The sequence below is a fragment of the Sphingomonas sp. R647 genome (assembly GCF_020177055.1).
Lineage (GTDB): Bacteria > Pseudomonadota > Alphaproteobacteria > Sphingomonadales > Sphingomonadaceae > Sphingomonas.
The window spans coordinates 134,254-160,288 of sequence record NZ_JAIQXT010000003.1 but is presented as its reverse complement, the minus strand read 5'-3'; the positions used below and the strand labels follow the sequence as shown (position 1 = coordinate 160,288).

Here is a 26,035-nt window from a genome sequence, read left to right as displayed (position 1 = left end):
TGCTTGCAAGGAGGATCGATCGTTGCCGGCGAGCAAGCACAGGGCGGCCGAAGCAGCTTTCCTCGCAGGGGAGAACCTCAGCGACGCGATTGGGGATATTATGGGCGGAGCCAAGGCTCGGTGCGCAGTCGCGTTCCTCGGCAAGGGAGCCGATACGCTTCTCGCCCCCGCTAGCATTCCAACCGATGCGCGGATCATCTGCGACATCTCGCTGGGGGGCACCAACCCTAAGGCGCTTACCGCCCTGGGCGCACCACGCAGTGCGAGGTTGCGTTGTCTCGATGGACTTCACGCCAAGGTCTATATCTCCGATCGCGGCATGATCGCCTGTTCGGCAAATGCATCAGGCGGCGGCATAGGCTTTGGCGTGGCCGCCTCGTTGATTGAGGCAGGAACCCTGCACCCAGCGGGGAGCGCGGCGTGGGTCGATGCAGCGTCCTGGTTCGAGGGCCTTTGGGCTCGCGCTCGCCAGGTCGGCAAGACTGAGCTCAGCAGAGCGGCAGCGCTGTTCAGCCCCGGCGCACCACCTGCCCGCGCGGCTAACCCGATGTCGCTGCTCGACGCCATCCTTGCCAGCCCGGACCGGTTTCGTGGGGTAGGCCTGGTTCTCTCCGCAGGGTCCACCTCACCACCGGCTCGGGACGAGATTGCCGCAGCCAAGATCGCTGCAGACGCAGCTGGGCCCCTCCCCCTCCTCACCCGCGCCGAGAAGGCAGCAATCCGCGCCTGGAATCCTGGCAACGTGTTTAGCAATTGGAGCCGGGTGGAGATCGATGCCTGGCCGGGCCGTTTCATCTGCGCCCATCGCGCGAGCACAGGCACTTTCCGATATTATTTCTACGAGCGTTCCTATGTTGTTGGCCTTGATGCTGATGTCGGGGCGGTTCTGGCGAGCCGGAACAGGACGATGCGCGCGAGCCTTGGTCTGAAACATGGCACCGAGGCGATGGCGCGCACCGATGCTCGGCGCCTGGAAAGGCTGCATGCCGGCAATCCGCGGCTCATCGAGACCGCAGACAAGCTTGTGGTTGAGCTTCGCGCGCTTAGCCGCAAGCGCTGATGCCCAAGGTGCATCTGTGAAGCTACATCGTGCCGGGGTGGCCATGACCGATATCGCGACGCATGCGGCGCTTGACGTAACGCTCTACAAATTTATCTGATTCACTATATGTTCTTCTATTGCACCAACCTGGTGCATAGTGCAGTAACTTGCTGCAAGTTGCAGCGGAGGATGGGCGTGGCGGTAATTGCGGAAGAGGGCGTGGCACGAGTGACTGCTTCGCTGTCGCGAGGCCAGGAACAGGCGCTCAAGGACCTTGCGCATAAGCACAAAGTGAGCGTGGCGTGGCTCATCCGGTACGCGGTCGACCAATTGGTAGAACAGGGTCGCGAAGCTCAGTTGCCGCTCGACTTCGCACGGCGCGGCTAACCATGGCGCTTCTCGATCCTCTTGCGGAGCCTCGGAGCGCCGAGGCGGGCCGCACGGCCGCGAAGCCACTTCCTCGCGGAAAAGCACGGATGCCCGTCATAGATCTTTTCGCGGGCGCTGGCGGCCTCAGCATTGGTGCGACCGACGCAGGCTGCGAGGTTCGCGCCTGCGTGGAACTGGACGCCGTTGCCTGCAAGACGCTTCGCGCGCACGAGCGCTACCATGGCGCGGTTGTCGAAGGCGATGTCGCCGCAATCACCGGGCTGGATCTGCGTCAGGCGGCTCGGCTGGCGCCCGGCGACCCCTTGATCGTTGTTGGCGGGGCCCCCTGTCAGCCATTTTCGAAAGCTGCTTACTGGGTCGAGGACGGCGAGGAATCGCGCTATCGCCGTGCCCGAGCGGCCGGCTTGCCGATGGCGAAACCATCTGCGCCAACCGAGGCGCGTCCCGATGCGCGCCGGACGCTTGTCGAGGAGTTCTGGCGGCTCATTTTTGAATCGAACGCTGATGGCTTTGTGTTCGAGAACGTGCCGAGCATCAAGCATCCACGAAACCTGCCGGTGCTCAATGGTTTTAAGCACGCGGCCGAGGCGGCTGGCTATCAAGTAACCCAGGTCACGGCCAACGCCGCGGAGCATGGCGTCGCGCAGACCCGCGAGCGCGTTTTCCTGCTCGGAGCCAAGCGTGGCGCGCCGCCAGCGCCAGAGGCGACGCACACGCTGAAGGGCGAGCTAGGCTTCAAGCCTGCGCTCACCGCCGGCGAGGCGCTTCAGGGCTTTGACAGGCCGCAATTCTTCGAGCCGGAGGAGATCGTCACGGGACGCTGGGCTGAGCATCTTCGGACCGTGCCTCCAGGTGGCAACTACAAGGCGCACACCGCGTGGGCGGGTCACCCCAACCCGACGTTCGAGACCGAGACCAGGTTCTGGAACTTCCTGCTGAAACTGTCGCCCGAGCGTCCCTCTTGGACCATCGCCGCTTCGCCGGGGCCTTGGACTGGGCCGTTCCACTGGGCAAATCGGCGCCTGCGCTCAGTTGAAATGGCCGCACTGCAGGGCTTCCCCGAGGGATATCACCTCGTCGGCAGCAGGCGCGAGCGCGTGCGCCAGATGGGCAACGCCGTGCCGCCGCCGCTCGCTCGACGGATGGTCGAGGCGGTTCTCGCCACGGTTGATAAGTAAAGGGGCGGGACGAAATGCGTAGCATCAGCTTGTTCAGCGGCTGCGGCGGCCTGGACCTTGGCCTCCACGCGGCTGGATTCGAGACCGTGCTTGCATCGGACTTCGAACCGCTTTGCGCTGAGACCTGGCGTCGCAGCTTGCCTGCCACGCCATTCATTGTCGGCCGGATGGGAGCGCTGACGCGCGCCGACATCGCTGCGCATCTCGGCGGATCTATCGGCGAGATTGATCTGGTCGCTGGAGGTCCGCCTTGCCCGCCTTTCTCGAAGAGCCGTTTCTATCGGAAGGATATGCCGCGCGCGCTTGAGGATCCTAATGGCTGGGAGACCATCAACGGCTATCTCAACATGCTCGACTGGGTTCGTCCCCGGGCGTTCATCCTCGAGAATGTGAAGGGCCTTGCCTACAAGGTTCACGCCGAAGCACTGGCGACGATCATCGAGCGGGCGGAGAAGCTTGGCTACAAAGTCACCACCGATGTTCTCAACGCAGCCAACTACGGCGTGCCTCAGATTCGCGAGCGCTGCTTCGTGGTTGGATCACTGGACGGACGGGTGACCCTGCCTCCGGCAACTCATTCGAGCGACCCGGAATCCTCACTGCTTCCCTGGGTCACCGCGGGCGAGGTGCTTGCAGATCTCGACACCGATGAGAACGCTGGCGATGAAGGGCACTTCGCTGGCGGACAGCATCATGACCTGCTCCGGCAGGTGCCGCCCGGTGACAACTATCTCTACTTCACCGAGAAGCGCGGTCACCCAAGCCCGAGGTTCAAATGGCGTGGCCGCTATTGGTCGTTCCTGCTGAAGCTCAGCCCTGACATGCCGTCCTGGACGATTCAGGCCCGGCGCTCCAACAATATGGGGCCGTTCCACTGGCGCAACAGGATCTTGAGGATCAGCGAGATCAAGCGCCTGCAGACCTTCCCCGACGGCTTTGAACTGGCTGGCACGATCGAGCAGCAATGGCGTCAGATTGGAAATGCTGTCCCGCCCAAGCTCGCCGCGGCGGTAGGCCGCAGCGTCGCGGAGGCGATCGGCGCGCCGCGTAGGGATGCTGCATGAGGCGCCTGCCATCCTTCAACGACTTTTCGCCCGGCATCATTGGCGATGTCCGGCGCCCGCTGGAGATTCTTGATCAACTCGCGCCAGACATGACGGCCGTGGTAGTGGAATGGGATAGGGCATTCTTTGGTAGCGCGGGCAACAAGCGCGCCGGCACCAACATTCCCGCAACGCTCTCGAGCCTTGGGCTGATGACGCGAACGCCCCTCGCGCTGACGGAGGCTGGCAAGGCGATCCTCGCGGCACCCGATAGCGTCGAGGCTGCCCGGCGCCTGGCGCGACATGTGGTCGATACGCGCAATGGCATGGCGATCATCGACGCTGTCCGTTCGCTGAACCTGCGTGGCGACAGGCTCAGCAAGGATAGCCTGAAGCGCGAGCTTGAGGTGATCGGTATCGAGGGCCTCTCGAACGCGACGACAGACCACACGACCTTGCTCAACTGGATGATCGAGGCTGGGCTGTTCAGCCGCGAGGGATTGTCCAATCCACAGCCCAACGAGGAGGTGATGAAGACGGCGCTTGGTATCTCGGCGTCGGAGCGATCGAGCTTCGCCGAGCTTCCGCTTGGCCAGCAAATCTTCCTTCAGGTGCTTCGGCGTGTCGCCGAAGCGAATGGCGGGGCCGAGATCCCTGCGAAGCAGATCATCGACGAATGCCTGCGCGACCATCGCGCGCGGTTCGACGAGGATCAGATTCGCGCCAAGGTCATCAAGCCGCTGGCCGATGCCGGCTGGCTCGAGGTTCCTGTGTCCGGTGCTTCAGGCGGTAGGGGCGGGAAGAGCGGCCCGATTGTCCCATCCGCCAAGCTGATGAGCATCCCGATCGAATCCGTCCTGCCCGACTTCGATCAGATCGTGCCCGCAGATCTTCGCGCGAAGATCGATCTGCCGCGAGCTGAAGTGCGACGTCTGCTTGAGAGCAAGCAGACCTATGATCGCGGACTTGGTCTGGAGCTTCTCGCGCTCAAGATGATCCTCGATATCGGCCTTGAGCCCAGGGCGTTCCGCTTGCGGAGCCGCGACACCGCCTATGCCGAGGTGGACTTGACCGCCGAAGGTAAGAACCTGCTGTTCTCCCGCTGGAACTTCCAATGCAAATGCGTCAGCGGGAAAGTGAGCCTTGGCGATGTCGCGAAGGAGGTCGGCTTGGCAATCTACTCGAAAGCCCATGTCGTAGCCGTTGTCACGACCAGCGACTTCTCGAGCGAGGCGATCTCCTACGCGCGCGAGGTTTCCAACGCGACCCACCTACAATTTCTGCTCATCAACGGGGCCGTGGTTCGCAGCTATCTCGACAAAGGCGCGGCGGTGCTGCTTGATCATGTCGCGGCGAATGCGGCGAGCGTGATGGCCCAAAAGCGTAGCCAGCCGATCGCACCGGAGGAGGGTAGCTAGTTGCTAACGCCAGAGAAGGAGGAGTTGCTCGCGCGCGTGGCGGATGCCCTCCACCTCTCGGGCTGGCAGGTGCGTGGCTCGACTATGGCCACCCGGCGAGGGTAAGCCTTTTCAGGAATGATGATGCCGCCGTTACGGTTGACGCTTGGGTTCACATTTGGAAGTTGATCCTAGGGGGACGCAGCGCGTCGCGGCCGCTCGAGCGGCGAATCCAGCCGACGGGAATCGGTAATGCCTTCCAAGCGAGCGCAACGACACGTACCCTCATTTTCGGCGGGTCGGCCGAAACGGAAGTCTTTGCTGCTTTTGATCATTCCTATCACGCCGGTATCTTTGGAAAGTCTCCGTCGCTTCAAACGGATCTTCCAGCCTTGGAAGATGCCGCTCGTGACGGCCTAGGCGTCTTCGCCAAAAGTACGGGCGAGCTCTCGATTGCCGTACGGCCCGACATGCTTGGCACGTATCTCGAACAGATGGAGGCTCTGCATGGGTCTGGAAAGGACCCTGCCCAACTCGATGTGCTTCGGCGAATGGCGACCGGTTAGACGGCAGAAGCCACTCGCCGATCCCGCAAGGTTCCGAGCGGAACATGCTCAGTACAAAATCCAAAAACAATCACGTGCGGAATCGAAAGGACAGCCGTGGACATTCGCCACAAATATCCCTATAAGTTTCATTGTCGGAAATAGAAAGGTTTGAAGGAATTGGGACTCGAACCGAACAAGCGAAGGGTTTGAGTCGTTATTTTTGGTGGCATGTGATTTGAAGATTTTTTGTGTTTGATTTTCACCATAAGCTATTGCCAGAAATTATTTAGTTCTCTTCTGGGCACCAGCCACCCATTCGCAGCATGTCGCGCGAATGGGCTAAAACCCCGGAAAACCTAGACTTTTTCCCGATCAGGGTCCCGGCACGTCCGCAATCATTCGCGTCCAATCAGGGGAATTTCTGGGGCTAGATTTTGCCGACTCCCGACGGCGTGCATGGCGCGACGGGCAAGACGGTTCTGGACCGGACTCTAGCAGGGCGCAAAAGCCAGCAGCGGAACAATGTCTTGGCCATTGCAGCGACCGGGTTGAAGCGCCCCCCACGTCGTATCCGTGCGTCCCAGAGCCGCGCGGGTGGCCCGCGTGGTAGCTTCTGGCCCGCCGGTGGCGTTCAGCCTCTTGGTCAGCTTGGGACAGCCTCGTTCTCCAGCGCCATGCCATGGCTGACGCGCGCGAGTTGCTCGCCGGCGACCTCGACCGCTGGCGCGCGCAAGATTCCGTCGATGGTCTGGCTGGGCACAATTCACCCTTCGCCGAATGAAGCGGACGAGTGGCGCAAGATTCTCGTCGAGCGCCGTTGTTCAGGCCGCCTGTTCCCAGGCGTGCTGCTTGAGACCGATTTGACTGAAGTGGTTCTTGTTCTTCTTGGGTTTTACGGGCGCCGCCTGCCCGGCGCCCCAACTGGGACGGTCGATGATGACCGCGAATTCGCCACGCCCACGCACCGACCATGCTGAGTTAGCGCCACTCCACGCGATGTGTCCCGTCCGGCTGGTCGCGAAACACGCCGTGTCGCCCGATGAAGCGTTCGATCACGTCGCGCGCGGTCAGGCTGTGCTGGCTTGGCTTGACGGTGGTGAACGCCCCGCCGCCGGCAAGCGCGAACGGCAGCAACAGCTGGTCCTGCAGATACGGTCCGGCAAAGGCGTTCGACGCCAGATATCCGGCCATGCGCCCCGCCGCCATCTTCGCCACGCGTTCGGCCGGGACGCCGAGCTGGCCAAAGCCGCTGACGACCTCCGTTACGTGGTCGAACGCCGCCTCGATCAGCACGATGTTGCCCGGTCCCTGTTCCTCGGGAAGCTCGCGCACGGCAAAGCTCTCCTCCGGCCAGTCCAGCGCCTTGCGCGCCGCGGCGATCTCGCGATCGGCGATTTCGAACGGCAGCGCGGCGAACAGCGCGGTCACGCTGCGTTCGCGCAACGCGCCGCGATCCACGCATTCGATCGGCGCAAGCGGCGCCGGGGTGATGTCCACCTCGATCCGCCCGCCGCCGCGCGGATAGAAGCCGTGGCGGATCAGTCGCGCCTCGACGGTCGGTCCCATGCGGTTGATGATCGGCAGGAACGTCTTCGCGATGAACTCGAACGGCGGAGCGAGCATGTTGTGCGTGCCGCCTTCAAGGACCAGGCGCGAGGGCGCATCGGCGAGGACGAGCGGCATCAGCAACGTCTGGAGGACGAGGCCCGTGCTGCCCGCCGTGCCGACCGCAAAGCGATATTCGCCCGGCACCACCTTGCCCGGCGTGAAGGCGATCTCGGACGCGCCGACCGCGAGGCCCTCGCACGTGGCGTTGCCCAGCGCGCACGCGGCCTCGACCGCAGTGACGTGCTGGCGCATCAGCCCCGGCTTGGAACGCTTGCCGCGCGCGTTGATGATGCGGAAGGGCTGGCCGGTGATCAGCGACAGCGCGCACGCATTGCGCACCACCTGCCCCCCGCCTTCGCCTTCCGATCCGTCGATGATGATCATTGATTTACCAGTTCCAGAAAAAGGTCATTGGCGCGCGCAGCCCATTGCTGAGAGGGCGCACGCACCGCGAGTTCGGCGGCGCGGCTGAGTTCGTCGGCGATCAGCGCGTCGAGCAGCGGCACGCGGGTACCGTTGCTGCGCTCGTTGGTCCGCGCCTTGGCCGCGACCAGATCGTTGATCGCCGCCTCGGTCTCGGCCGGCAGATCCGCCAGCGCGACCAGTACCTGCAGGTTCATCGGCGGACGCCGGTCGGGATGCAGGCGCAGCACGCGGATCGCGAGCGCCGGGCGCAGCGCATAGAAATATTTCTTCACCGGCACATCGCCGCCATCGTCGAGCCAGCGATCCGCCGCGGTCCGCCCGAGCCGCGCATAATGATGCGCGAGTGCACGCGCATCGAGCATCGCGTCCGCGAGCGCCGTGAACCGCGCCACGAACGGATCGTCGGGGCGATAGCGGATCGGCGATTCGATCCACTCGCTAACCACCGCATTCGACTTGAGCAGCAGACCGAATGCCTTGCGGATGTCCCAGCCGTTGAGGTCGATCTCATCGACGATCGGCCGCTCGATCACATCGCGGCCCGGCGATAGCGACAGATACCAATCGCGCGGCCGGACATAGATGAAGCGGACATCGTAATCGCTGTCAGGCGAGGGAAAGCCCCACGCGCGCGACCCCGACTCGACCGCCATCAGCACGCGCACGCCCTCCTCCGCCTCGATCGCTGACAGGCGGCGTTCGATCTCCTGCCGGATGGCGGAGGGGATGGCGGTGTTCAGGTCAGTCATTCGTAATTCCAATAGTCGCTCGTATCGGCCCGCATCGTGGTTGTGCCGGGTTCGGGAATGAAAAAGCGCGGCCCGATGCAGTCCTCATGCAGCGTGCCGATTTCTGCTTTGCAGCGGCATATCTGGTTTCGGCCATGAAACCCGGCCGTTCCGCAACAACCGGTCAGGCGACTGGCATCCTGAATATCGGCGACTCTTTCTGTCCGGTCGTCCGGGTTCAGCCAGAATTGCGGCGAGAAATTCAAGTGCTCGCCCTGCATCCAACCGTGCGGCACGGGCTGCACCGATCTGTAGGCCACACCCTTAATCGCGATGTCCCGCCCATCCTTCGACAATCCGCGCATGATATCTGCCTCAACAGCTGGGCGGATCTCCAGCGGCGCGCTCAGACGAATACGACAGCGATTGCAGTAGAGCGCATGCAAGGTCATCGGTTCACCGGGGGCTTGGTGGTGTCCGCCAAAAGCTAACCTTTGACGCACACCACCTGCTTCAGCGTGTGGACGATCTCCACCAGATCGGCCTGGGCGGCCATCACGGCTTCGATCGGCTTGTAGGCGCGCGGCGTTTCGTCGATCACGCCTTCGTCCTTGCGGCACTCCACGCCCATCGTGTCGGCGATATGCTCGTCGAGGCTCACCAGCTTCTTCGCCTCGGTGCGCGACATCACGCGCCCCGCACCGTGCGAACAGCTGTCGAAGCTCTCGGCATTGCCAAGGCCGCGGACGATGAACGATTTCGCGCCCATTGACCCCGGGATGATCCCCATCACGCCCTTCGCGGCACGCACCGCACCCTTGCGGGTCACGAGCACATTCTCACCGAAGTGGTTCTCGCGCTGAACGTAGTTATGGTGGCAGTTGACCGCCTCCATCTCCGCGTCGAACGGCTTGGCGATCTGGAGCCGCAGCGCCGCGATCACGTTCGCCATCATCACGCGCCGGTTCAGCGCCGCAAAGTCCTGCGCCCAGCCCACCGCTTCGACATAATCGTCGAAATGATCGGTCCCTTCCGGGAAATAGGCGAGGTCCTCATCGGGCAGGTTGATGTGCCATTTGCGCATGTCCTGCTTCGCCAGTTCGATGAAGAAGGTGCCGATGGCATTGCCCACGCCGCGCGACCCCGAATGCAGCATCACCCACACCCGCGCCTCCTGGTCGAGGCACAGCTCGATAAAGTGGTTGCCGGTGCCGAGCGTGCCGAGATGGACGAGGTTGTTCGTCTTCTCGAGCCGCGGATATTTGTCGGTGATCCGCTTGAACCGCGCCGCGAGCGTCGACCAGGCCTCGACGATATGCGCCTGGGGTTCGCCCCACGCGCCCTTGTCGCCGCGCCCGCCGCGCCCGGACGTGCGGCCGTGCGGAACCGCACGCTCGATCGCCGCGCGGATGCCCTCCAGATTGTCGGGCAAGTCATGCGCCATCAACGAGGTGCGCGCCGCCATCATGCCACAGCCGATATCGACGCCGACCGCCGCCGGAATCACCGCGCCCTTGGTCGGGATCACCGATCCCACCGTGGCGCCGATGCCGACATGCACGTCGGGCATTGCCGCGACATGCTTGAAGATGAACGGCATCTTCGCCGCGCGCGCCAGCTGCTCACGCGCCTTGTCATCGACCGGCACGCCGCGGGTCCAGCTCTTGATCGGCACGCCGCCTTCGACGTGGCTGTATTCGAAACTCTGGGTCATGGTGACCTCCTGCTTGCAATCATGGTGCCGGCGACGAGCATTGGCGAGACGTTTTCCTGAGCTACTCGGCTTGCGCCGGGGCGGACTTGAACCGACGACCTCCCGCCGTTCAGCGGGTGCTCTGACCCTGTAGTCTCACCGGCATTCGCCGGCGTTGCGTGGGTACTGGCGACGAGGGTGGCGAGACATCCGGGCCGAAGCCCGGCGGGGATTCGAACCCCTCAGCCCGAAGGCCTTTACCGATGTAGTCCCGCCGGCATTCGCCAGCTTCAGTGATGGTCACGGCGACGAAGGGTGACCGGACGGTTACGCGCTCTGCCGCTGAGCTACGGGCCCCCAATGGTGGACCCGGCGGGATTCGAACCCGCGACCTCGGGATTAGCAGTTCCATGTAGTCCGGTCGGCATTCGCCGTGATGTTCGTCCGGGCGACGAGGGGTGGCGGACTTGCTCTACCGCTGAGCTACCCGCTTGCGCGGGGCGGGATTCGAACCCGCGACACATGTAGTCCAACCGGCATTCGCCCTAAAATTGCGTGGCCGTGGCGACGAGGGGGGGGGTGAGACCTTACCGACGCGGGAGTCCCCGCAGCTTCGGTCCCTGGATGTAGTCCCACCGGCATTCGCCACGGCCTTGTTCAAACCTCCGTCTGCTTGACGATGCTGACCCAGTCGCGCGTCTCGCCACGGGCGAAGCGTGCGACGGTGTCGAACACCGCGTCGGAGAAGCCCCCGACATTGAGAATGTCCGCCCGACCGGAAGCCTGAGTGGTTCCGTAGGGCTGGATGTCGATGCACACGAGCTTTGCGCCCGGGTTGCGCCGCTTGATCTTGTCCCACTGGCGCATCGTCTCGGTCGCGCCGAGGCGGTTCTGGTCCACCCACGACTCATTGTCCGACACGATCACCACCAGGTCGACCGCCGCGTTTTCCGACACCAGCTGCGCCAGCGGTGCCGACACGCTCGTGCCGCCGCCGCCAACCGCCGCCAGCTTTGCCGCGTTGACGGCGAGCCGGGCGCGCGGATCAAGGTTCAGGCGAACCACGCGCTGCTCGAACGGCAGCACACGGGCCTTCGCATTGGTCCGCAGCATCGCCGAAGCGACCAGAGCAGCGATGTCGATGCACCGCACCTTGGTCGTGGCGCCCTTGCGGACACCGGTGACCGGCGAGCTCATCGACCCCGATACATCGGGGCACACGACCACGTTGCCGCGGATCGCGGGCACGTTGCGCAGCGACGCTTCCAGCGCATCCTCGAGCGCGCCCTGAACCTTCAGCGGCACGCCTTCCCCGACCGCGTTCAGCGCCATCAGCAACTGATAGGGGAGCACGCGCGCCTTGGTCAGCGCCTCCGGATCGGCCAGCCGCGTTGCAACCGCTTCGGTCACCCCCTTCACCCCAAACGCGCCATTGCGCGCCAGCGCGTTGAGGTTGATCCGCAGCGCCTGCCACCCCATCCGACCCGCCAGCTCGCCCCACTGCACATCGCGCAGCGGAAAGGCGGTGAGCCATTCGAACGGCACCGGCGGCAGCGCGATCCCCCGGGGATTGCGCTTCCACGTCTCGAACGCGGCGATCTCGGCCGGCAGCGCGGCGACATCATAGGGCTTGCCGATCAGCCAGCCATAAAATGCGCGCCGTTCCGCATCCGCGGGCTTGGGGTGCACCATCCGCACGATGTCGGCGAGCGAAGGCGCATTGCCCGTCGCGGCCGCCATCAGGTCGCGCATCGACGCCTGCTCCAGCCAGCGCTGGACCAGCCGCTTCGGACGCGATCCGAGGGAGGTGCGCCCGACCTGACCCGAGCGCAGGATCTGCACGAAGTTGCGCAGCATCCGGCCATTGTCGATCACGCGACCAAAGACGCGGACCGACAGATCGGGATCGGCAACCGTCAGCCATGCGGCGATCAGCGCCGGCATGTCCTTCATCGCCCCCGACTTGCGGGCATAGACCGCGACCTGCGCCGCATAGAACGGATCGACCGCGGCAAGCGCATCGAGCATCTGCTTCAGCTGCGCTTCGGCGGATGCGTAATAGGCGTCACCCATCGTGCCGGTTGCCGCAAGCTGCGCCAGCAGCGCTTCCGGCCCATAGGCATAGGCCGGCGCGTCTTCCCGATTCACCGTGTCGGGTGCCGGAAGCAGCTTTGCGATCGCCGAAGCGAACAGTCCCTTGTTAGCCATCGTCCAACTCCCTTGCTTCGAGCACCATCTGCGCCCGATTGAAATTGCTCGGGGGCGACCAGCCCATTCCGGTCGCCCCGCGTTCCGCGCGCCGGCTGGAAGGTTCGACCGCTTCCATTCGACACGGATAGCTTCGCAGGAGCCGTGCCAGTTTTGCGACATGGTGCCACGGAATGGTTTAAGACATTGATATATTTTGATTAAAATTGTCTATCGATAGCGATCGGCGAAAAGCAGCACTCACAGCTGCTGAAAATTCATATCGCAATGGATCGTATCTTATCCTACAGGATAAGCATGAAACCTTTGGTAGTGATCGGCTTTCTCGGCTCCACACTCGATGCCAGCAAGTTCGGGCCATCGCGTTGGGGCAAGTGGCGCCCCTCCGTCGCGCTGACGATGCATGAGGATCTGCGCGTCGACCGCTTCGTGCTGCTCCACAGCAGCAAGCATGGCCGCCTCGCCGACTATGTCGCGGAGGATATCGCGTCGGTCTCTCCCGAAACGCGGGTCGAGCCGCAGCGGATCGAGTTCACCGACCCGTGGGATTTCGAGGAGGTGTACGGCAAGCTGCTCGATTTCGTGCGCGGCTATCCGTTCGATCCGGAGGCCGAGGATTATCTGATCCACATCACCACCGGCACGCACGTCGCGCAAATCTGTCTCTTCCTGCTGACCGAGGCGCGTTATCTGCCGGGCCGATTGCTGCAGACCCAGCCTGCGGCCAAGCTGGAGAGCGGCAGCGCCCCGGGGCGCTGGACGGTGATCGACCTCGATCTGTCGCGCTATGACAGCATCGCGACCCGCTTTGCCGCAGTCAGCGCGGAAAGCGCCTCATTCCTCAAATCGGGGATCGAGACGCGCAACGCGGCCTTCAACCGCATGATCGACGAGATTGAGCGCGTCGCGCTGCGATCCAAGGCGCCGATCCTGCTGATGGGGCCGACCGGGGCGGGCAAGAGCCAACTGGCGCGGCGCATCTACGAACTCAAGCGGCTCAAGCACCAGGTCGCCGGACCGTTTGTCGAGGTGAACTGCGCCACGCTCAAGGGGGACGGCGCGATGTCGGCGCTGTTCGGCCATCGCAAGGGCGCCTTCACCGGCGCGGTCGCCGATCGTCCGGGCCTGTTGCGATCGGCCGACAAGGGCATGTTGTTCCTCGACGAGATCGGCGAGCTGGGTCTGGACGAACAGGCGATGATCCTGCGCGCGATCGAGGACAAGCGCTTCCTGCCCGTCGGCGCGGACAAGGAGGCGGCGTCGGAGTTCCAGCTGATTGCGGGGACGAACCGCGACCTGGGCGAAGCGGTAGGCGCGGGCGCCTTTCGCGACGACCTTTATGCGCGGCTCAACCTGTGGACCTTTCGCCTGCCGGGACTTGCCGATCGGCGTGAGGATATCGAACCCAATCTCGATTATGAGCTGGACCGGTTTGCGGAGCGTGAAGGCGACCGCGCCAGCTTCAACCGCGAGGCGCGCCAGCGCTATCTCGCGTTTGCGACCGGACCGGATGCGCAATGGCCCGGCAATTTCCGCGACCTTGCCGCGAGCATTACCCGAATGGCGACGCTGAGCCCCAAGGGCCGCATCGACAGCGAATGTGTCGATGCGGAAATCGAGCGGCTGAGACGTCTGTGGTCAGGGCAGAGCGGCGGCAATGCCGACGCGTTGACGGATCTGCTGGACCCCGAAGCGCTGGACGCGATCGACCCATTCGATCGCGTGCAGTTGGCAGAGACCGTGCGCGTCTGCCGGCGCAGCCGCTCTCTCTCTGAAGCTGGCCGTGCACTCTTTGCGGCGTCCCGCGCGCGCCGCAGTTCCGCAAACGACGCCGATCGTTTGCGAAAGTACCTCGCACGGTTCGGATTGGATTGGACCAGGGTTCAATCCAATTAAACGCTTATCTGCCACCGGATCCCGAGATCGACCAGCTACGCCGCGTCGGCACGGATGGTCGGGCGGTGCCGCTGGATACGGTTTCTCCGATCCTCTTTTCGGAAACGCTGCGCGACGTTGATCTGTTTGTCGCTGTCACCCGCGTCGCCAACGCCCCCTTGGGCCGGTTCGACGACGCGCATCGACGACCCGAAATGACGCCTTTGGTCATGTGGCGGATCGGGTTAGAAACCCGCGATGGAAAGCTCTGAATTCAAAGCTGGGCGGGCCGAGGGTCTTCGGGACGCGCTGGAAATTATCGAGGCGCTGCTGGCCGCCGAAGAGCTGAAGCTTGACCTACCCGCGCCCTACCCCACCCGCACGGCGCGGCGTACCCGGTGGCAGGCCTATCGCAATGCGGCGTCGCGGTTGCGAACGCGGCTTACCCGTGTGGCCCGCGAGACGCCAGTATCTACTCAGATCGACGCAAAGCTGAAGAAGCTGGGCCTTTAACCTTGCAGCCAGAAGCGATGCCGCGGTGAACCGCGCGGGGATAACTCTGAGCGGCACTCACCACAGCATCTTATGCAAGCCCGGTAACAATTTCCCGCTCGGTACGTTACGGCGGGGGATTGGCGTGAAACGGAGGGCTGCGAACCATGAATGAGCGGGACTTGCTCAACCTTTCCCGGCGTGGTGTTCTCGCCGCCGGAGCCGCTGGCGTGGCCGCCAGCCAGGTTCGCACCGCGGCGGCGGCACGCACTCAGGCCGTGGAGAGCAAGATGCCTGTCACTCTGACCGTCAATGGCAAGCCGCGTGAACTCGATCTCGATGTCCGCACCACCCTGCTCGACGCGTTGCGCGAGCATCTCAAGCTGACCGGCACGAAAAAGGGCTGCGACCATGGCCAGTGCGGCGCGTGCACCGTCATCGTCAATGGTGAGCGGATCAACAGCTGCCTGACGCTCGCGGTGATGCATGACGGCGACGCGGTGACGACGATCGAGGGGCTGGGAACGCCCGAGAAACTCCATCCAATGCAAGCTGCCTTCGTCAAGCATGATGGTTATCAGTGCGGCTATTGCACGCCGGGGCAGATCTGCTCGGCGGTCGCGGTGCTCGACGAGATCAAGCGCGGTATCCCGAGCCATGTCCAGGACGACGTGGCCGACAAGCCCCGCGCCACCAACATCGAGATGCGCGAGCGGATGAGCGGCAATCTGTGCCGCTGCGGTGCCTATTCGAACATCGCCGAGGCAATGGCGGACGTTGCAGGAGCCAAGGCATGAAGGCGTTCAGCTATGCGCGCGCCAGCTCACCCGCTGAAGCGGCGGCGATGGCGTCGCGGATTCAGGGTGCGCGCTTCATCGCGGGCGGCACCAATTTGCTCGACCTGATGAAGCTGGAGATCGAGGCTCCGACGCACCTGATCGACGTCAACCATCTCGGCCTCGACACGATTGCGGCGACCGACGATGGCGGGCTGCGCGTCGGGGCGATGGTGCGCAACACCGCGCTCGCCGCCGACAAGCGCGTGCGGCGCGACTATGCGGTGCTGACCCGCGCGATCGTGTCCGGCGCGTCGGGCCAGCTGCGCAACAAGGCGACGACCGGCGGCAACCTGCTCCAGCGCACCCGCTGCCCCTATTTCTACGACCCCAATCTGCCGTGCAACAAGCGCAAGCCCGGCAGCGGCTGTGCGGCGATCGGCGGATTTTCGCGGCAATTGGGCGTGATCGGCACGTCCGACGCGTGCATCGCCACCTATCCCGGCGACATGGCGGTAGCACTGCGCGTGCTCGACGCGGTGGTCGAAACGGTGAAGCCCGACGGCACGACCCGCGCAATCCCGATCGCCGACTTCCACCGCTTGTGGGGCGACACCCCGCATATCGAAACCGCGCTTGAGCCGGGCGAACTGATCACGGCGGTGACGTTACCCAAACCGCTTGGCGGCAAGCACATCTATCACAAGGTCCGCGACCGCAGCTCCTATGCCTTTGCGCTGCTATCGGTGGCGGCGGTGCTGCAGAAAGACGGCACCGGCCGCGTCGCGTTTGGCGGCGTTGCGCCCAAGCCATGGCGGGTGGAAGAAGCGGAAAGCCTGTTGCCGAAGGGCGCGCGCGCGGTCGTTGCCCGCGCCTTTGCGGATGCCCGCCCGACCGAAGAAAACAAGTTCAAGATCACCCTCGCCGAGCGCACGCTCGCGGGCGTGCTTGCCGATGCGAGGAGCTGACCCATGGAGTTCAACGCCCCGGCCGGGACCAATCTGTTCGACAAGGCCAAGATCGTCGGCAAGTCGACGCCGCGCATCGACGGCCCGCTCAAGACCACTGGCACCGCCCCCTATGCCGCCGAGCGCCACGATGTCGCCGCCAACCAGGCCTATGGCTTCATCGTCGGATCGGCGATCGCCAAGGGACGCATTACGTCGATGGACACCAGCGCCGCCAAAAGCGCGCCGGGCGTGATCGCCGTCGTCGCCGCGCCCGAGACCAAGCCGGTCGGCAAGCCGCAGTTTAACAATGCGCCCTTGTTCGGCGGCAGCGAGATTTCGCACTATCATCAGGCGATCGCCTGCGTGGTCGCCGAAACGTTCGAGCAGGCGCGCGCCGCCGCCGCATTGATCCAGACCCGCTATGATCGGGCAGAGGGCGCATTCGACCTGGAGAAGGCCGCACCCGACGCGCCGCTGGCCAAGGGCAGCGGCGACAAGCCCGACCGCAAGACTCAGGGCGATTTCGACACGGCGTTTGCGGCAGCCCCGGTCAAGCTCGACGCGCGCTACCACACCGCCGATGAAAGCCATGCGATGATGGAGCCATTCGCGACCATCGCGGCATGGGAGGGCGACCGGCTGACGATCTGGACGTCGAACCAGATGATCAACTGGGCAAAGCGGTCGATGAGCCAGATTCTGGGCATCCCTGCCGAGAATATCCGGGTCGACTCGCCCTATGTCGGCGGCGGCTTTGGCGGAAAGCTGTTCGTTCGCGCCGACGCCGTGCTCGCCGCGCTGGCGGCCAAGGCGGCCGGCCGACCGGTCAAGATCGCGATGCAACGCCCGCTGATGGCGAACAACGCCACCCACCGCCATGCAACCATCCAACGGCTGCGCATCGGTGCGGAGAAGGACGGGCGCATCACCGCGATCGCGCATGAAAACTGGTCCGGTAACCTGAATGGCGAGGATGGCGAGAACGGCACGCTGCAGACGCCTAAGCTCTATGCCGGGGCCAACCGCCTGACCGCCAACTATATCGCCACGCTCGACCTGCCCGAGGGCAATGCGATGCGCGCGCCGGGCGAAGCGCCCGGGCATATGGCGCTGGAAGTCGCGATGGACGAGCTCGCTGAAAAGCTCGGCATCGACCCGGTCGAACTGCGCATCCGCAACGAGCCGGAGACGGTGCCGAGCAACCCGCAGCGCAAATTCTCCGACCGTCACCTCACCCGCTGCCTGCGCGAAGGCGCCGACCGCTTCGGCTGGGGCAAGCGCAATGCCAAGCCGGGCGTGACGCGCGAGGGGCGCTGGCTGATCGGGATGGGCGTCGCTGCTGGCTATCGCGGTGCCCCCACGATGAAGTCGGCCGCGCGGATCAAGCTGGGCGCGGACGGACGCATTACCGTTCAGACCGACATGACCGATATCGGCACCGGCAGCTACACGATCATCGCACAGACCGCGGCGGAGACGATGGGCGTCCAGCTTGATCAGGTTTCGGTCGAGCTTGGCGATTCCGACTTCCCCGCCGCTGCCGGATCGGGCGGACAATGGGGGGCGGCGAGTTCGACCGCCGGCGTCTATGCCGCCTGCCTCGTGCTGCGCCGCGCGATCGGCGAGAAGCTCGGCTTCGATGGCGATGCCGCGGTGTTCGAGGATGGGAAGATCAAGCTCGGCAACCGCACCATCGCGCTGAGCGATGTCGGCGCGATGTCGGCGGAAGGCGAGATGAGCTACGGCGCGTTCAAGCGCGACTATGACGTCGGCACCTATGCCGGGCACTTCGCGGAGGTGGCGGTCGACGCCTATACCGGCGAGACGCGGATCCGCCGGATGCTCGCGGTGTGCGACGCGGGTCGCATCCTCAACCCGCTCTCGGCACGCAGCCAGGTGATCGGCGCGATGGTGATGTCGGCGGGCGCCGCGCTGATGGAGGAGTTGGCGGTCGACAAGCGCTTCGGCCTGTTCATCAACCACGACCTTGCCGGATATGAAGTGCCGGTCCATGCCGATATTCCGCATCAGAATTGCGTGTTCCTCGACACGCTCGACCCGGTGATCGGGCCGCTCAAGGCCAAGGGCGTCGGCGAGCTCGGTATCTGCGGGCCGGGCGCGGCGGTTGCCAATGCCGTCTACAACGCCACCGGCATCCGCGTGCGCGAGTACCCGCTGACGCTCGACAAATATCTCGACAAGCTGCCAGCGATTGCCTGAGCGCAGCGGCGCGGTGTGAACCGGGTCAGCGCGCTTGTATGGCGTGGTTGGCCCCGGTGCTGACCACCCGTTTCAGCCTCTCGCACAGCCATGCGAGGCCGCGATCCATAGCGCGGGCGCTGTGAAACTGCATCATCTCGCGCATTAGCGGGAGGGGCACCGGCGGCTCCTGAATGACCAGATTCAGTTGCGGGGCGAGTTCGCGCGCCAGCCGTTCGTGCATCAGCGCGAGACGCGTGGTGCCCGGCAGGATCCACGGCACCTGCGAGAATGCGGCACAGACGATCTCAACCCGCCGCTGCTCGCCCTGCCCGCGCAGATAATTGTCGATGAAGGTGCCGTCGCGCGACACGCTGGTCGCGACATGGCCGCTGGCGAAATAGGTCTCCGCGTCCAGCGGGCGCTGCATCGCCGGGTTGCTCGCGCACCCGACCACGACATGCCGCTCCTCGAACAGCAGTTCGCGGGGATGATCGGGGCTCAGAAACTGTTCGGGCGAGATCAGCAGGTCGATTTCGCCATCGTCGAGCAGTTCGAGAATGTCCGATCGCGGCAGCGTGATCTCGATCCGGATATGCGGCGCTTCCTTGTGCAGCATCCGCAGCGCCGGGCCGAGCAGCACGGTGGTGATGTAATCCGACGCGACGATGCGGAACGTGCGTTGCGACTGGGCGGGATCGAAGCGCATCCCACTCGCCAGGATCGCACGCATGTTGAGCAGCGCAGCGGACACGTCGGGCGCGAGCGACAGCGCCGCAGCGGTCGGCACCATCCGCTTGCCATGCTGGACCAGAATGTCATCGGCGAAGGATTCACGCAGCCGCTTCAACGCCGCGCTCATCGCCGATTGGGTGAGGTTGAGTCGCTCCGCCGCGCGGGTGACGCTCCGCTCTTCAATCAGGACATCGAACGCAATCAACAGGTTGAGGTCGAAATGATCGAGGCGCATGCATCAATTCCATTTGTGAATTTTCGCCAGAACCAATCGATATGCTGAGTCATGCCGCTTGGCTACGCATTCCGAGGGCGAACCGATCGCCGCCAGCGCGGTCACCGGCGACGCTCGGTTCAATTTCGCAAGTATGATGCTTGCACATCCATGAAATAATGCCATCACGGCCGCTCAATCAGGGAGACGGTGGATGATCGCGACGACGCATGTGGGCAGCCTTCCGCGCGGTGACGAACTGACCCCGCTGCTGCTCGCCCGCGACAAGGGTGAGCCCTATGATGCGGCGCTGTTCGACACGCGCGTTCAGGCGGCGGTCGATGCCGCGGTGGCGCAGCAGGTCGCGTGCGGGGTCAGCATCGTCAGCGACGGTGAATTGGGGAAGGTCGGCTATTCGACTTATATGATCGAACGGCTCGAGGGGTTTGGCGGGCATATCGACCGCCGCCCCGCCGCCGATCTCGCCGCCCACCCCGACCTTTCCCGCAAGCTGTCGGCGATCATGGGGTCGCAGGAATTTACCCGCGCATCGTGCATCGGCCCGGTGCGGCTGCGCACGCTCGACCCGCTGCACGACGATATCCGCCGCTTCCGCCACGCGCTCGACCAGGCTGGCGGTGGCGTGCGCGGGTTCATGAACGCGGCCTCGCCCGGCCTGATCACCGCATTTCAGGTCAACCGCCATTACCCCTCGCACGAGGCGTATCTCGCCGATCTGGTCGATGCGATGCGCCCGGAATATGAGGCGATTATCGCCGCCGGGTTCGACCTTCAGCTCGATTGCCCCGACCTTGCCATGTCGCGGCACACCGGATTTCAGGACCAGAGCGACGCCGAATTTCTGGCGACCGCCGCCGCCAATGTCGAAGCGCTCAACGCCGCCACCGCGAACATTCCCGCCGACCGGATGCGGATGCATGTCTGCTGGGGCAATTATGAAGGGCCGCATGATTGCGACATCGCGCTCGACAAGGTGATCGATATCGTCCTCGCCGCACGCCCGGCAACGGTCCTGTTCGAGGCGGCGAACCCGCGTCACGAGCATGAATGGACCGTATGGCGCGACGCAGCGCTGCCCGACGACAAAAAGCTCGCGCCGGGGCTGATCGACACCTGTTCCAACTATGTCGAGCATCCCGAGCTGATCGCCCAGCGGATCGAGCGTTACGCGCGGATCGTCGGCAAGGACCGGGTGATCGCCAGCACCGATTGCGGCTTCGGCACCTTTGCCGGCTATGGCAAGATCGATCCGGATGTGACGTGGAAGAAGCTGCGCGCGCTGCGTGAGGGCGCGGATCTGGCGGACGCGCGGCTGTGAGTCCGGACGCCGCCCGCGCGATCGAGGCGGACTGCGCCAAGCTGGTCGCACGCTACGCCAATCTCAACGATGCCGCGCGCTGGGCGGAGCTGGCCGACCTTTATGCCGAGGATGGCCGGATGAGCCGTCCGACCGCCCCGGATGACTGGATCGCAGGGCGTGCGGCAATCCTGGCGGCGTTCCTCGCCCGCCCTGCGCGCACGACGCGGCATATCTGCTCCAATGTCGTGATCGACGTGATCGATGCGGAGCACGCGGTCGGCGAATCCGCGATGCTGCTGTTCTCCGGCGACCGCCCACCCAAGGTCGGCAGCTTCCACGACCGCTTCATCCGCACCGATGCCGGATGGCGATTTGCCGAGCGCCGGGGTAGTCTGATCTTCTGAACAACGGAAGCCGAATGACCAAACCCACCCAGCCGACGGTCAAGTCCGCGATGCGGACGCTCGACATCATCGAATATGTCGTCGGCAATCCTTCAGGCGTGGCGGCGCAGGACATTGCCGCCGCGCTGCAGATCCCGGTCAGCAGCCTGTCCTATCTGCTCGCGACGCTGTGCGAGCGGACCTATCTGCGGCGCGAGGGTCGCCGCTACCTTGCCGGGGCGGGGCTGGACCGGCTGCGCATGCCCGCCAGCGCAATGTCGATCGAGGACCGCGTGGCGCCGCAGGTGCGCGCGCTGCGCCGGTCGCTCAACGAAACCACGTCCTTCTTCACCGCGACCGATTGGGAGATCGAGGCGCGCGTGACCGAGACCGCCGAACAGGCGCTGCGCTATTCGGTCAGCGTCGGCGCGCGCACGCCGATGCACTGCATGGCCGCGGGCAAGGCGATCCTGTCGAGCTTCGACGAGGCGACGCTGGCGCGCTATTTCGCGCAAGCCGACCGCCCCCTCTTCACCCCCCGCACCGTCGCCGACGAAGCGACGTTGCGCGCTCAGGTCGCGGAGGTGCGCGACACCGGCTTCGCGCTGACCGACGAGGAATATACGCTGGGCGTCTGCGGCATTGCCCGCGTGGTGCGGATCGATGGCGTCGCCGTGGGCGCGCTCGCGGTGGCGCTGCCCAAGCTGCGCCATACTGCGGAGGCGCGCACACAGATCATGGAACGCCTAACCGCCGCCTGCGCCGCGATCGACGCAGGGGCGTAGCCGGGCAGACCACTGGGCCTGCCCGGCACAATCATCACCCGCGCGTGCGCCAGCCCTCGGCATAGGAATCGCGCGCGACTTCCGAATAGGGCGCGGGGGCGACGGTCGCCTTGATCTCGACCTGCACGTGCCGCTCGACGGTCGGCTTGCGCGTGCCGCCATCGGGCTCGCCCCAGACAAACGTCACTTCGGTACCCGGCTCGGCGACGTCCGCGTCGACCATCGCCAGCGTCAGGAAGCGGCCTTCATTGGCGGTGTAGCCGATCCAGGTCGAGATGCCGACCGGGCGGCCATCCTTGAGCACCGCGTCATAAGGGTGCATCGCATAGACCGCGCTCGGGAAGTCTAGGAACTTCGCGCGATCGCCCTTTTGCAGCATCGAGCTCATCACGCGCAGCATATCCTGCGTATCGAGCGCCAGCGTCACCTTGCGGCGATGCGGCTGATCCTTCATCCGCTCAAGCGCCTCGCGACCGATGAAATCATGGTCGAACTTGACCATGTGCCCATATCCCAGGTCCCACGGCGTCAGATAGTAATCCTCGATCTTCTCCGACACGAAGCTGCCGCCGACCGACGCCCCCGCCTCATAGGATTTGGCCGACAGCCAGGCACGATAGTCGGCGAGCGAGTCGCCGGTGTAGATCGCGGGCAGCGGCGAGGGGATCCAGCCCGATTCCAGCGTGTTCGACGCATAGGTCCGCCCGCCGCATAGCGTGAGGCCAAAATCCTTGCCCGCTTCGATCAGCGCGTTGCGGACCGCGTCATAATCCTTCCACGGACCGAACAGCTCATAGCCCGGCTGGCCGACCATGCCGTGACGCAGCGCGCGCACTTCGACGCCGGCGATCTCGACCGGGGCCATGTGGAAGAATTTGAGCTCGGGCGGGGTCGTCCCCATCGCCTTTTCGAGCACCGCCATCGCGTTTGGGCCCTGAAGCTGGAAGCGATAGTTGCGGCGATTGTCCTTGTCGGCGCGCGCGGCGGTGCGCTCGTCGCGCTCGACCTTCACGTCCCACTTGCCCGATGCGGCATGGAATTCGACCCACTCGATCGACGGCGCGCGGCCGACCAGCTCGAACGTGTTCTCTTCAAGATAGAACAGGATCACGTCGCCGATGACATAGCCATCGGGGGTGACCGGCGCGAACTGCTTGGCGCGGTTCGGCACGAAGCCCTTGAAGCTGTTCGGCGCGAGATAGTGCAGCATCTCGAACGCGTCCGGCCCAGTCACGAGCAGGTCGACCATGTGGAAGCTCTGGTTGAACAGCACGGCAGCGTTCGCCCACGACAGCTGTTCGTCGCGCCAGTTGGAATATTCCGCCGGAACGCCCGGATAGGCATTAGGGCCAACCTGCTGGTTGCGCAGGAAGTCGACGATATTGGCCTGTTCGTCGAGCAGGTTCTGAAGCGTCTTGTCGGTCATGGTCGTGCCTCTCCTAAGGTCAGGTTGTGAGGGGCGTGGCGGGGACGCGTGCGTCCAGCCATTCCCGGATCAGGGTGTTGAAATCTTCGGGCTTCTCGGCCGGTGCCATATGGCCGGCACCGGGAATGATATGGAGCGCGGCGCCCGCGATCCGCGCAGCGATCGCCTGATGCTGGGCGACGCTGGACCATTGATCCTCGGCACCGACCACCACCGACACAGGACAGGCCAGCGCCCGGAGTACTGCGTCGGTATCGGGGCGGCGCAACAGCGCCTGAGTCTGCGCCTCGAACACCGCTTGCCCTGCGCGCAGGCACATCGCCCGTAGCGCCTCCATCAGCGTCGCATCGGCGCGCGCAGCGTCACCGACCATCGGCGGCAGCCACGCATCGACCAGCCGGTCGAACCCCTCGCGGCGGCCAAGGTCTCGCAGCGCATGGCGGCTGTCTGCCTCGCCCTCGCGCACCCCATGCACGCCGGTGTCGGCGATCATCAGCCGGGTGACGCGATCGGGTGCGCGGGCGACGACCTCCAGCGCGACCCGCGCGCCCATCGAATGCCCGATCAGCGCGAAGCGGCCCGGCACTGAGGCAAGGACATGCTCCGCCATCGCCCCGATCGTGTCCGCACCGGCATAGTGATCATCGATCGCGCGCGCATGCGGGAACGCCGCCAGCGTCGCCGCGAACATGCCCGCGTCGCACATCAATCCCGGCAGGATCAGCAGGTCTTCGCGCAAGTCCGTTTCAATCCGCATACGTGAATTATTCGTCTATGCGAATTTGAGTCCGCGCGCTAGACGGCAAATGCCCGCAAACATCGCAGGGCGAAGCTCCACTCAGGACGAGGAATCCGGTGCCCCCTCCCCTCATCCACCCCAACTGGTCCCGCCCCGCCACTTCGGCGATCGACGGCTATTCGATCGAGATCACCGCCAAGGATGCCGATGCCCTGCGCACAGTCGCGCCGCGCATCCCGCCGGCAACGCCGATCGCCATCGCCTTCCTGCCCGGCGAGACCCTCGACGCACGGGTGCGCGCCGCGCAGACGATCCGCGCGCTGGGGTTTGAGCCGATGCCGCATTTCTCCGCGCGGCGGATCGGGTCGGGCGCAGAGTTCGAGGATTATCTGGCCGCCGTGGTCGAACAGGCCGGGGTGCAACGCTGCTTCGTCGTCGCGGGCGATCCGTCCACGCCCGCCGGGCCGTTTGCGGACAGCGCGTCGCTGATCGCAACCGGGACATTCGAGCGCAGCGGCATCCGCGCGATCGGCGTCGGCGGCCATCCCGATGGCCATCCCAACATGACGCAGGCCGAGTGTTTCGCGGTGCTCGACGGCAAATGCCATGAGATTGCGCGACGCGGCATGGCCCCGCTGATCGTCACGCAGTTCGGCTTCGACGCCGATGCCGTGGTCCGCTGGCTCAGCGAGTTGCGCCGCCGGGGGATCGACGCGCCGGTGCGGCTCGGCGTGCCGGGACCGGCCGGGATCAAGACGCTGATGCGCTTTGCCGCGCTGTGTGGCGTCGGGGCATCGACCGCCGTGCTGCGCAAATATGGGCTGTCGCTCGGCAATCTGATCGGAAGCGCTGGCCCCGATCGCTTCGTCGCAATATTGGAAGCCGCGCTGACGCCCGACCATGGGCCGGTGCGACTGCATTTCTACCCCTTTGGCGGGCTCGCGCGCACGCTCGACTGGATCGACGGCTATGCGCGAGCGACAGGACTGGACCCGAGCGCATGACCGAGACCTGCACCATCACGCTCCACTGCACCGACCGCCAAGGCATCGTCGCGGCAGTGGCCGGGTTCCTCACCCAGTCGGGCTGCAACATCGTCGAATCGCAGCAATATAATGACGCGATCACCGGCGGCTTCTTCATGCGCACTGTGTTCGACGCGCCAGCGGGCGAGGTCGCCGCGATCGAGGGCAGCTTTGCCGACCTTGCCGCCGACTGGGGCATGGAGTGGAACTTCCGCGTCAATTCGCGCCCGACCCGCGTGCTGTTGCTGGTTTCCAAATTCGACCATTGCCTCGGCGATCTGCTCTATCGCCAACGCATCGGCGAGCTGACGATGGATGTCGTCGGCATCGTCTCGAACCATCCGCGCAGCGCACTCGCGACGTCGATGATCGGCGACATCCCCTATCACCACCTCCCGATCACGCCCGACACCAAGCCGGCGCAGGAGGCGCAGATCAAGGCGATCGTCGAGGAAACCGGCGCAGAGCTGATCGTGCTCGCGCGTTACATGCAGATCCTGTCCGACGATCTGTCCGCATTCCTGTCCGGGCGCTGCATCAACATCCACCACAGCTTCCTGCCCGGCTTCAAGGGCGCCAAGCCCTATCACCAGGCGTATCAGCGCGGGGTCAAGATGATCGGCGCCACCGCGCATTATGTCACCGAAGACCTCGATGAAGGCCCGATCATCCATCAGGACGTCGAAGCCATCTCGCACGCCGACACGCCCGACGATCTGGTGCGCAAGGGCCGCGACATCGAACGCCGCGTGCTGGCGACTGCAGTCCGGTACCATCTCGAGGACCGCGTTCTGCTCAACGGCGCACGGACGGTGGTGTTCAAGGCGTAATCAGCCCGGAGGCCAGCTAGCCTC

Annotated in this window: 26 protein-coding genes; 18 read left to right on the top strand and 8 right to left on the bottom strand. The window is 64.8% G+C overall.

Annotation, left to right across the window (positions count from 1 at the left end; genetic code table 11):
- The first annotated feature begins 22 nt into the window (after nt 1-22).
- The 7 genes from K9B35_RS07725 to K9B35_RS07700 all read left to right on the top strand — a co-directional run bounded on the left by K9B35_RS07725 (nt 23) and on the right by K9B35_RS07700 (nt 6,575).
- A complete protein-coding gene (locus K9B35_RS07725) occupies nt 23-1,060 on the top strand; it encodes a phospholipase D family protein (RefSeq protein WP_224921256.1) in 1,038 nt (345 codons plus the stop codon).
- Between the two features lie 108 nt (nt 1,061-1,168).
- Nucleotides 1,169-1,429: a hypothetical protein gene (locus K9B35_RS07720; protein ID WP_224921255.1), complete on the top strand. Its 261-nt coding sequence runs from the start codon at nt 1,169-1,171 to the stop codon at nt 1,427-1,429.
- Nucleotides 1,430-1,431: 2 nt separating this feature from the next.
- Complete coding sequence (locus K9B35_RS07715) at nt 1,432-2,610, top strand: DNA cytosine methyltransferase (protein ID WP_224921254.1); 1,179 nt, start codon at nt 1,432-1,434, stop codon at nt 2,608-2,610.
- Nucleotides 2,611-2,624: 14 nt separating this feature from the next.
- On the top strand, nt 2,625-3,674 hold the full coding sequence (locus K9B35_RS07710; RefSeq protein ID WP_224921253.1) for a DNA cytosine methyltransferase: 1,050 nt from the start codon (nt 2,625-2,627) through the stop codon (nt 3,672-3,674).
- A gap of 191 nt (nt 3,675-3,865) precedes the next feature.
- On the top strand, nt 3,866-5,071 hold the full coding sequence (locus K9B35_RS07705; RefSeq protein ID WP_224921252.1) for a restriction endonuclease: 1,206 nt from the start codon (nt 3,866-3,868) through the stop codon (nt 5,069-5,071).
- Between the two features lie 62 nt (nt 5,072-5,133).
- A complete protein-coding gene (locus tag K9B35_RS20355; protein ID WP_412103458.1) occupies nt 5,134-5,616 on the top strand; it encodes a hypothetical protein in 483 nt (160 codons plus the stop codon).
- 656 nt (nt 5,617-6,272) lie between these two features.
- Nucleotides 6,273-6,575, top strand: a complete 303-nt coding sequence (locus K9B35_RS07700) for a hypothetical protein (protein WP_224921251.1) — start codon at nt 6,273-6,275, stop codon at nt 6,573-6,575.
- Between the two features lies 1 nt (nt 6,576).
- Here K9B35_RS07700 and rtcA read toward each other — a convergent pair whose 3' ends face one another.
- The 5 genes from rtcA to K9B35_RS07675 all read right to left on the bottom strand — a co-directional run bounded on the left by rtcA (nt 6,577) and on the right by K9B35_RS07675 (nt 12,261).
- On the bottom strand, nt 6,577-7,590 hold the full coding sequence (rtcA, locus tag K9B35_RS07695; protein WP_224921250.1) for an RNA 3'-terminal phosphate cyclase: 1,014 nt from the start codon (nt 7,588-7,590) through the stop codon (nt 6,577-6,579).
- Nucleotides 7,587-8,381, bottom strand: a complete 795-nt coding sequence (locus K9B35_RS07690; protein WP_224921249.1) for a nucleotidyltransferase domain-containing protein — start codon at nt 8,379-8,381, stop codon at nt 7,587-7,589. The genes rtcA and K9B35_RS07690 overlap by 4 nt, the downstream gene beginning before the upstream one ends.
- Nucleotides 8,378-8,812, bottom strand: a complete 435-nt coding sequence (locus K9B35_RS07685) for a hypothetical protein (protein ID WP_224921248.1) — start codon at nt 8,810-8,812, stop codon at nt 8,378-8,380. Before K9B35_RS07685 ends, K9B35_RS07690 begins: the two co-directional genes overlap by 4 nt.
- 35 nt (nt 8,813-8,847) lie before the next feature.
- A complete protein-coding gene (locus tag K9B35_RS07680; RefSeq protein WP_224921247.1) occupies nt 8,848-10,074 on the bottom strand; it encodes an RtcB family protein in 1,227 nt (408 codons plus the stop codon).
- A gap of 636 nt (nt 10,075-10,710) precedes the next feature.
- A complete protein-coding gene (locus K9B35_RS07675) occupies nt 10,711-12,261 on the bottom strand; it encodes a TROVE domain-containing protein (RefSeq protein WP_224921246.1) in 1,551 nt (516 codons plus the stop codon).
- 297 nt (nt 12,262-12,558) lie between these two features.
- Between K9B35_RS07675 and rtcR the strand changes: the two genes are divergently transcribed.
- The 6 genes from rtcR (at nt 12,559) to paoC (ending at nt 18,574) form a co-directional block, all read left to right on the top strand.
- Nucleotides 12,559-14,157: an RNA repair transcriptional activator RtcR gene (gene rtcR, locus K9B35_RS07670; protein WP_224921245.1), complete on the top strand. Its 1,599-nt coding sequence runs from the start codon at nt 12,559-12,561 to the stop codon at nt 14,155-14,157.
- Nucleotides 14,133-14,408: a hypothetical protein gene (locus K9B35_RS07665; protein ID WP_224921244.1), complete on the top strand. Its 276-nt coding sequence runs from the start codon at nt 14,133-14,135 to the stop codon at nt 14,406-14,408. The genes rtcR and K9B35_RS07665 overlap by 25 nt, the downstream gene beginning before the upstream one ends.
- Complete coding sequence (locus K9B35_RS07660; RefSeq protein ID WP_224921243.1) at nt 14,395-14,649, top strand: hypothetical protein; 255 nt, start codon at nt 14,395-14,397, stop codon at nt 14,647-14,649. The genes K9B35_RS07665 and K9B35_RS07660 overlap by 14 nt, the downstream gene beginning before the upstream one ends.
- Nucleotides 14,650-14,795: 146 nt before the next feature.
- Nucleotides 14,796-15,425, top strand: coding sequence for an aldehyde dehydrogenase iron-sulfur subunit PaoA (paoA, locus tag K9B35_RS07655; RefSeq protein WP_224921242.1), 630 nt, complete (start codon nt 14,796-14,798; stop codon nt 15,423-15,425).
- Nucleotides 15,422-16,372, top strand: coding sequence for an FAD binding domain-containing protein (locus K9B35_RS07650; RefSeq protein ID WP_224921241.1), 951 nt, complete (start codon nt 15,422-15,424; stop codon nt 16,370-16,372). Before paoA ends, K9B35_RS07650 begins: the two co-directional genes overlap by 4 nt.
- 3 nt (nt 16,373-16,375) lie before the next feature.
- Nucleotides 16,376-18,574 carry an aldehyde oxidoreductase molybdenum-binding subunit PaoC gene (gene paoC, locus K9B35_RS07645; protein WP_224921240.1) on the top strand — a complete coding sequence of 733 codons (2,199 nt, stop codon included), beginning with the start codon at nt 16,376-16,378 and terminating at the stop codon, nt 18,572-18,574.
- Between the two features lie 25 nt (nt 18,575-18,599).
- Here paoC and K9B35_RS07640 read toward each other — a convergent pair whose 3' ends face one another.
- Nucleotides 18,600-19,523 carry a LysR family transcriptional regulator gene (locus K9B35_RS07640; protein WP_224921239.1) on the bottom strand — a complete coding sequence of 308 codons (924 nt, stop codon included), beginning with the start codon at nt 19,521-19,523 and terminating at the stop codon, nt 18,600-18,602.
- Between the two features lie 193 nt (nt 19,524-19,716).
- Here K9B35_RS07640 and K9B35_RS07635 point away from each other — a divergent pair, with 193 nt between their 5' ends.
- The 3 genes from K9B35_RS07635 to K9B35_RS07625 are packed head-to-tail and all read left to right on the top strand — an operon-like array spanning nt 19,717 to nt 21,991.
- Entirely contained in the window at nt 19,717-20,841 is a 1,125-nt protein-coding gene (locus K9B35_RS07635) for a cobalamin-independent methionine synthase II family protein (protein ID WP_224921238.1), read from the top strand.
- A complete protein-coding gene (locus K9B35_RS07630) occupies nt 20,838-21,227 on the top strand; it encodes a nuclear transport factor 2 family protein (protein WP_224921237.1) in 390 nt (129 codons plus the stop codon). Before K9B35_RS07635 ends, K9B35_RS07630 begins: the two co-directional genes overlap by 4 nt.
- Before the next feature lie 14 nt (nt 21,228-21,241).
- On the top strand, nt 21,242-21,991 hold the full coding sequence (locus tag K9B35_RS07625) for an IclR family transcriptional regulator (protein ID WP_224921236.1): 750 nt from the start codon (nt 21,242-21,244) through the stop codon (nt 21,989-21,991).
- A gap of 34 nt (nt 21,992-22,025) precedes the next feature.
- On the opposite strand, the gene desA is transcribed toward K9B35_RS07625, so the two are convergent.
- Nucleotides 22,026-23,417 carry a syringate O-demethylase gene (desA, locus tag K9B35_RS07620; RefSeq protein ID WP_224921235.1) on the bottom strand — a complete coding sequence of 464 codons (1,392 nt, stop codon included), beginning with the start codon at nt 23,415-23,417 and terminating at the stop codon, nt 22,026-22,028.
- A gap of 19 nt (nt 23,418-23,436) precedes the next feature.
- A complete protein-coding gene (locus tag K9B35_RS07615; RefSeq protein WP_224921234.1) occupies nt 23,437-24,156 on the bottom strand; it encodes an alpha/beta fold hydrolase in 720 nt (239 codons plus the stop codon).
- Nucleotides 24,157-24,272: 116 nt separating this feature from the next.
- Between K9B35_RS07615 and K9B35_RS07610 the strand changes: the two genes are divergently transcribed.
- Both K9B35_RS07610 and purU read left to right on the top strand, forming a co-directional pair.
- The gene (locus K9B35_RS07610; protein WP_224921233.1) at nt 24,273-25,160 is read left to right on the top strand and encodes a methylenetetrahydrofolate reductase; all 888 of its coding nucleotides are present in this window, start codon (nt 24,273-24,275) and stop codon (nt 25,158-25,160) included.
- Nucleotides 25,157-26,011, top strand: a complete 855-nt coding sequence (gene purU / locus K9B35_RS07605) for a formyltetrahydrofolate deformylase (protein ID WP_224921232.1) — start codon at nt 25,157-25,159, stop codon at nt 26,009-26,011. The genes K9B35_RS07610 and purU overlap by 4 nt, the downstream gene beginning before the upstream one ends.
- The last annotated feature ends 24 nt before the right edge of the window (nt 26,012-26,035 follow it).

Excerpts from the sequence above, each read along its gene's own strand:
- K9B35_RS07680 (WP_224921247.1), bottom strand. The coding sequence starts at position 10,074 with ATGACCCAGAGTTTCGAATACAGCCACGTCGAAGGCGGCGTGCCGATC.
- rtcA (WP_224921250.1), bottom strand. The coding sequence starts at position 7,590 with ATGATCATCATCGACGGATCGGAAGGCGAAGGCGGGGGGCAGGTGGTG.
- K9B35_RS07705 (WP_224921252.1), top strand. The coding sequence starts at position 3,866 with ATGACGCGAACGCCCCTCGCGCTGACGGAGGCTGGCAAGGCGATCCTC.
- K9B35_RS07690 (WP_224921249.1), bottom strand. The coding sequence starts at position 8,381 with ATGACTGACCTGAACACCGCCATCCCCTCCGCCATCCGGCAGGAGATC.
- K9B35_RS07715 (WP_224921254.1), top strand. The coding sequence starts at position 1,432 with ATGGCGCTTCTCGATCCTCTTGCGGAGCCTCGGAGCGCCGAGGCGGGC.
- K9B35_RS07640 (WP_224921239.1), bottom strand. The coding sequence starts at position 19,523 with ATGCGCCTCGATCATTTCGACCTCAACCTGTTGATTGCGTTCGATGTC.
- K9B35_RS07660 (WP_224921243.1), top strand. The coding sequence starts at position 14,395 with ATGGAAAGCTCTGAATTCAAAGCTGGGCGGGCCGAGGGTCTTCGGGAC.
- desA (WP_224921235.1), bottom strand. The coding sequence starts at position 23,417 with ATGACCGACAAGACGCTTCAGAACCTGCTCGACGAACAGGCCAATATC.
- K9B35_RS07720 (WP_224921255.1), top strand. The coding sequence starts at position 1,169 with ATGTTCTTCTATTGCACCAACCTGGTGCATAGTGCAGTAACTTGCTGC.
- paoC (WP_224921240.1), top strand. The coding sequence starts at position 16,376 with ATGGAGTTCAACGCCCCGGCCGGGACCAATCTGTTCGACAAGGCCAAG.
- K9B35_RS07700 (WP_224921251.1), top strand. The coding sequence starts at position 6,273 with ATGCCATGGCTGACGCGCGCGAGTTGCTCGCCGGCGACCTCGACCGCT.
- K9B35_RS07710 (WP_224921253.1), top strand. The coding sequence starts at position 2,625 with ATGCGTAGCATCAGCTTGTTCAGCGGCTGCGGCGGCCTGGACCTTGGC.
- paoA (WP_224921242.1), top strand. The coding sequence starts at position 14,796 with ATGAATGAGCGGGACTTGCTCAACCTTTCCCGGCGTGGTGTTCTCGCC.
- rtcR (WP_224921245.1), top strand. The coding sequence starts at position 12,559 with ATGAAACCTTTGGTAGTGATCGGCTTTCTCGGCTCCACACTCGATGCC.
- K9B35_RS07625 (WP_224921236.1), top strand. The coding sequence starts at position 21,242 with ATGACCAAACCCACCCAGCCGACGGTCAAGTCCGCGATGCGGACGCTC.
- K9B35_RS07685 (WP_224921248.1), bottom strand. The coding sequence starts at position 8,812 with ATGACCTTGCATGCGCTCTACTGCAATCGCTGTCGTATTCGTCTGAGC.
- K9B35_RS07635 (WP_224921238.1), top strand. The coding sequence starts at position 19,717 with ATGATCGCGACGACGCATGTGGGCAGCCTTCCGCGCGGTGACGAACTG.
- purU (WP_224921232.1), top strand. The coding sequence starts at position 25,157 with ATGACCGAGACCTGCACCATCACGCTCCACTGCACCGACCGCCAAGGC.
- K9B35_RS07650 (WP_224921241.1), top strand. The coding sequence starts at position 15,422 with ATGAAGGCGTTCAGCTATGCGCGCGCCAGCTCACCCGCTGAAGCGGCG.
- K9B35_RS07675 (WP_224921246.1), bottom strand. The coding sequence starts at position 12,261 with ATGGCTAACAAGGGACTGTTCGCTTCGGCGATCGCAAAGCTGCTTCCG.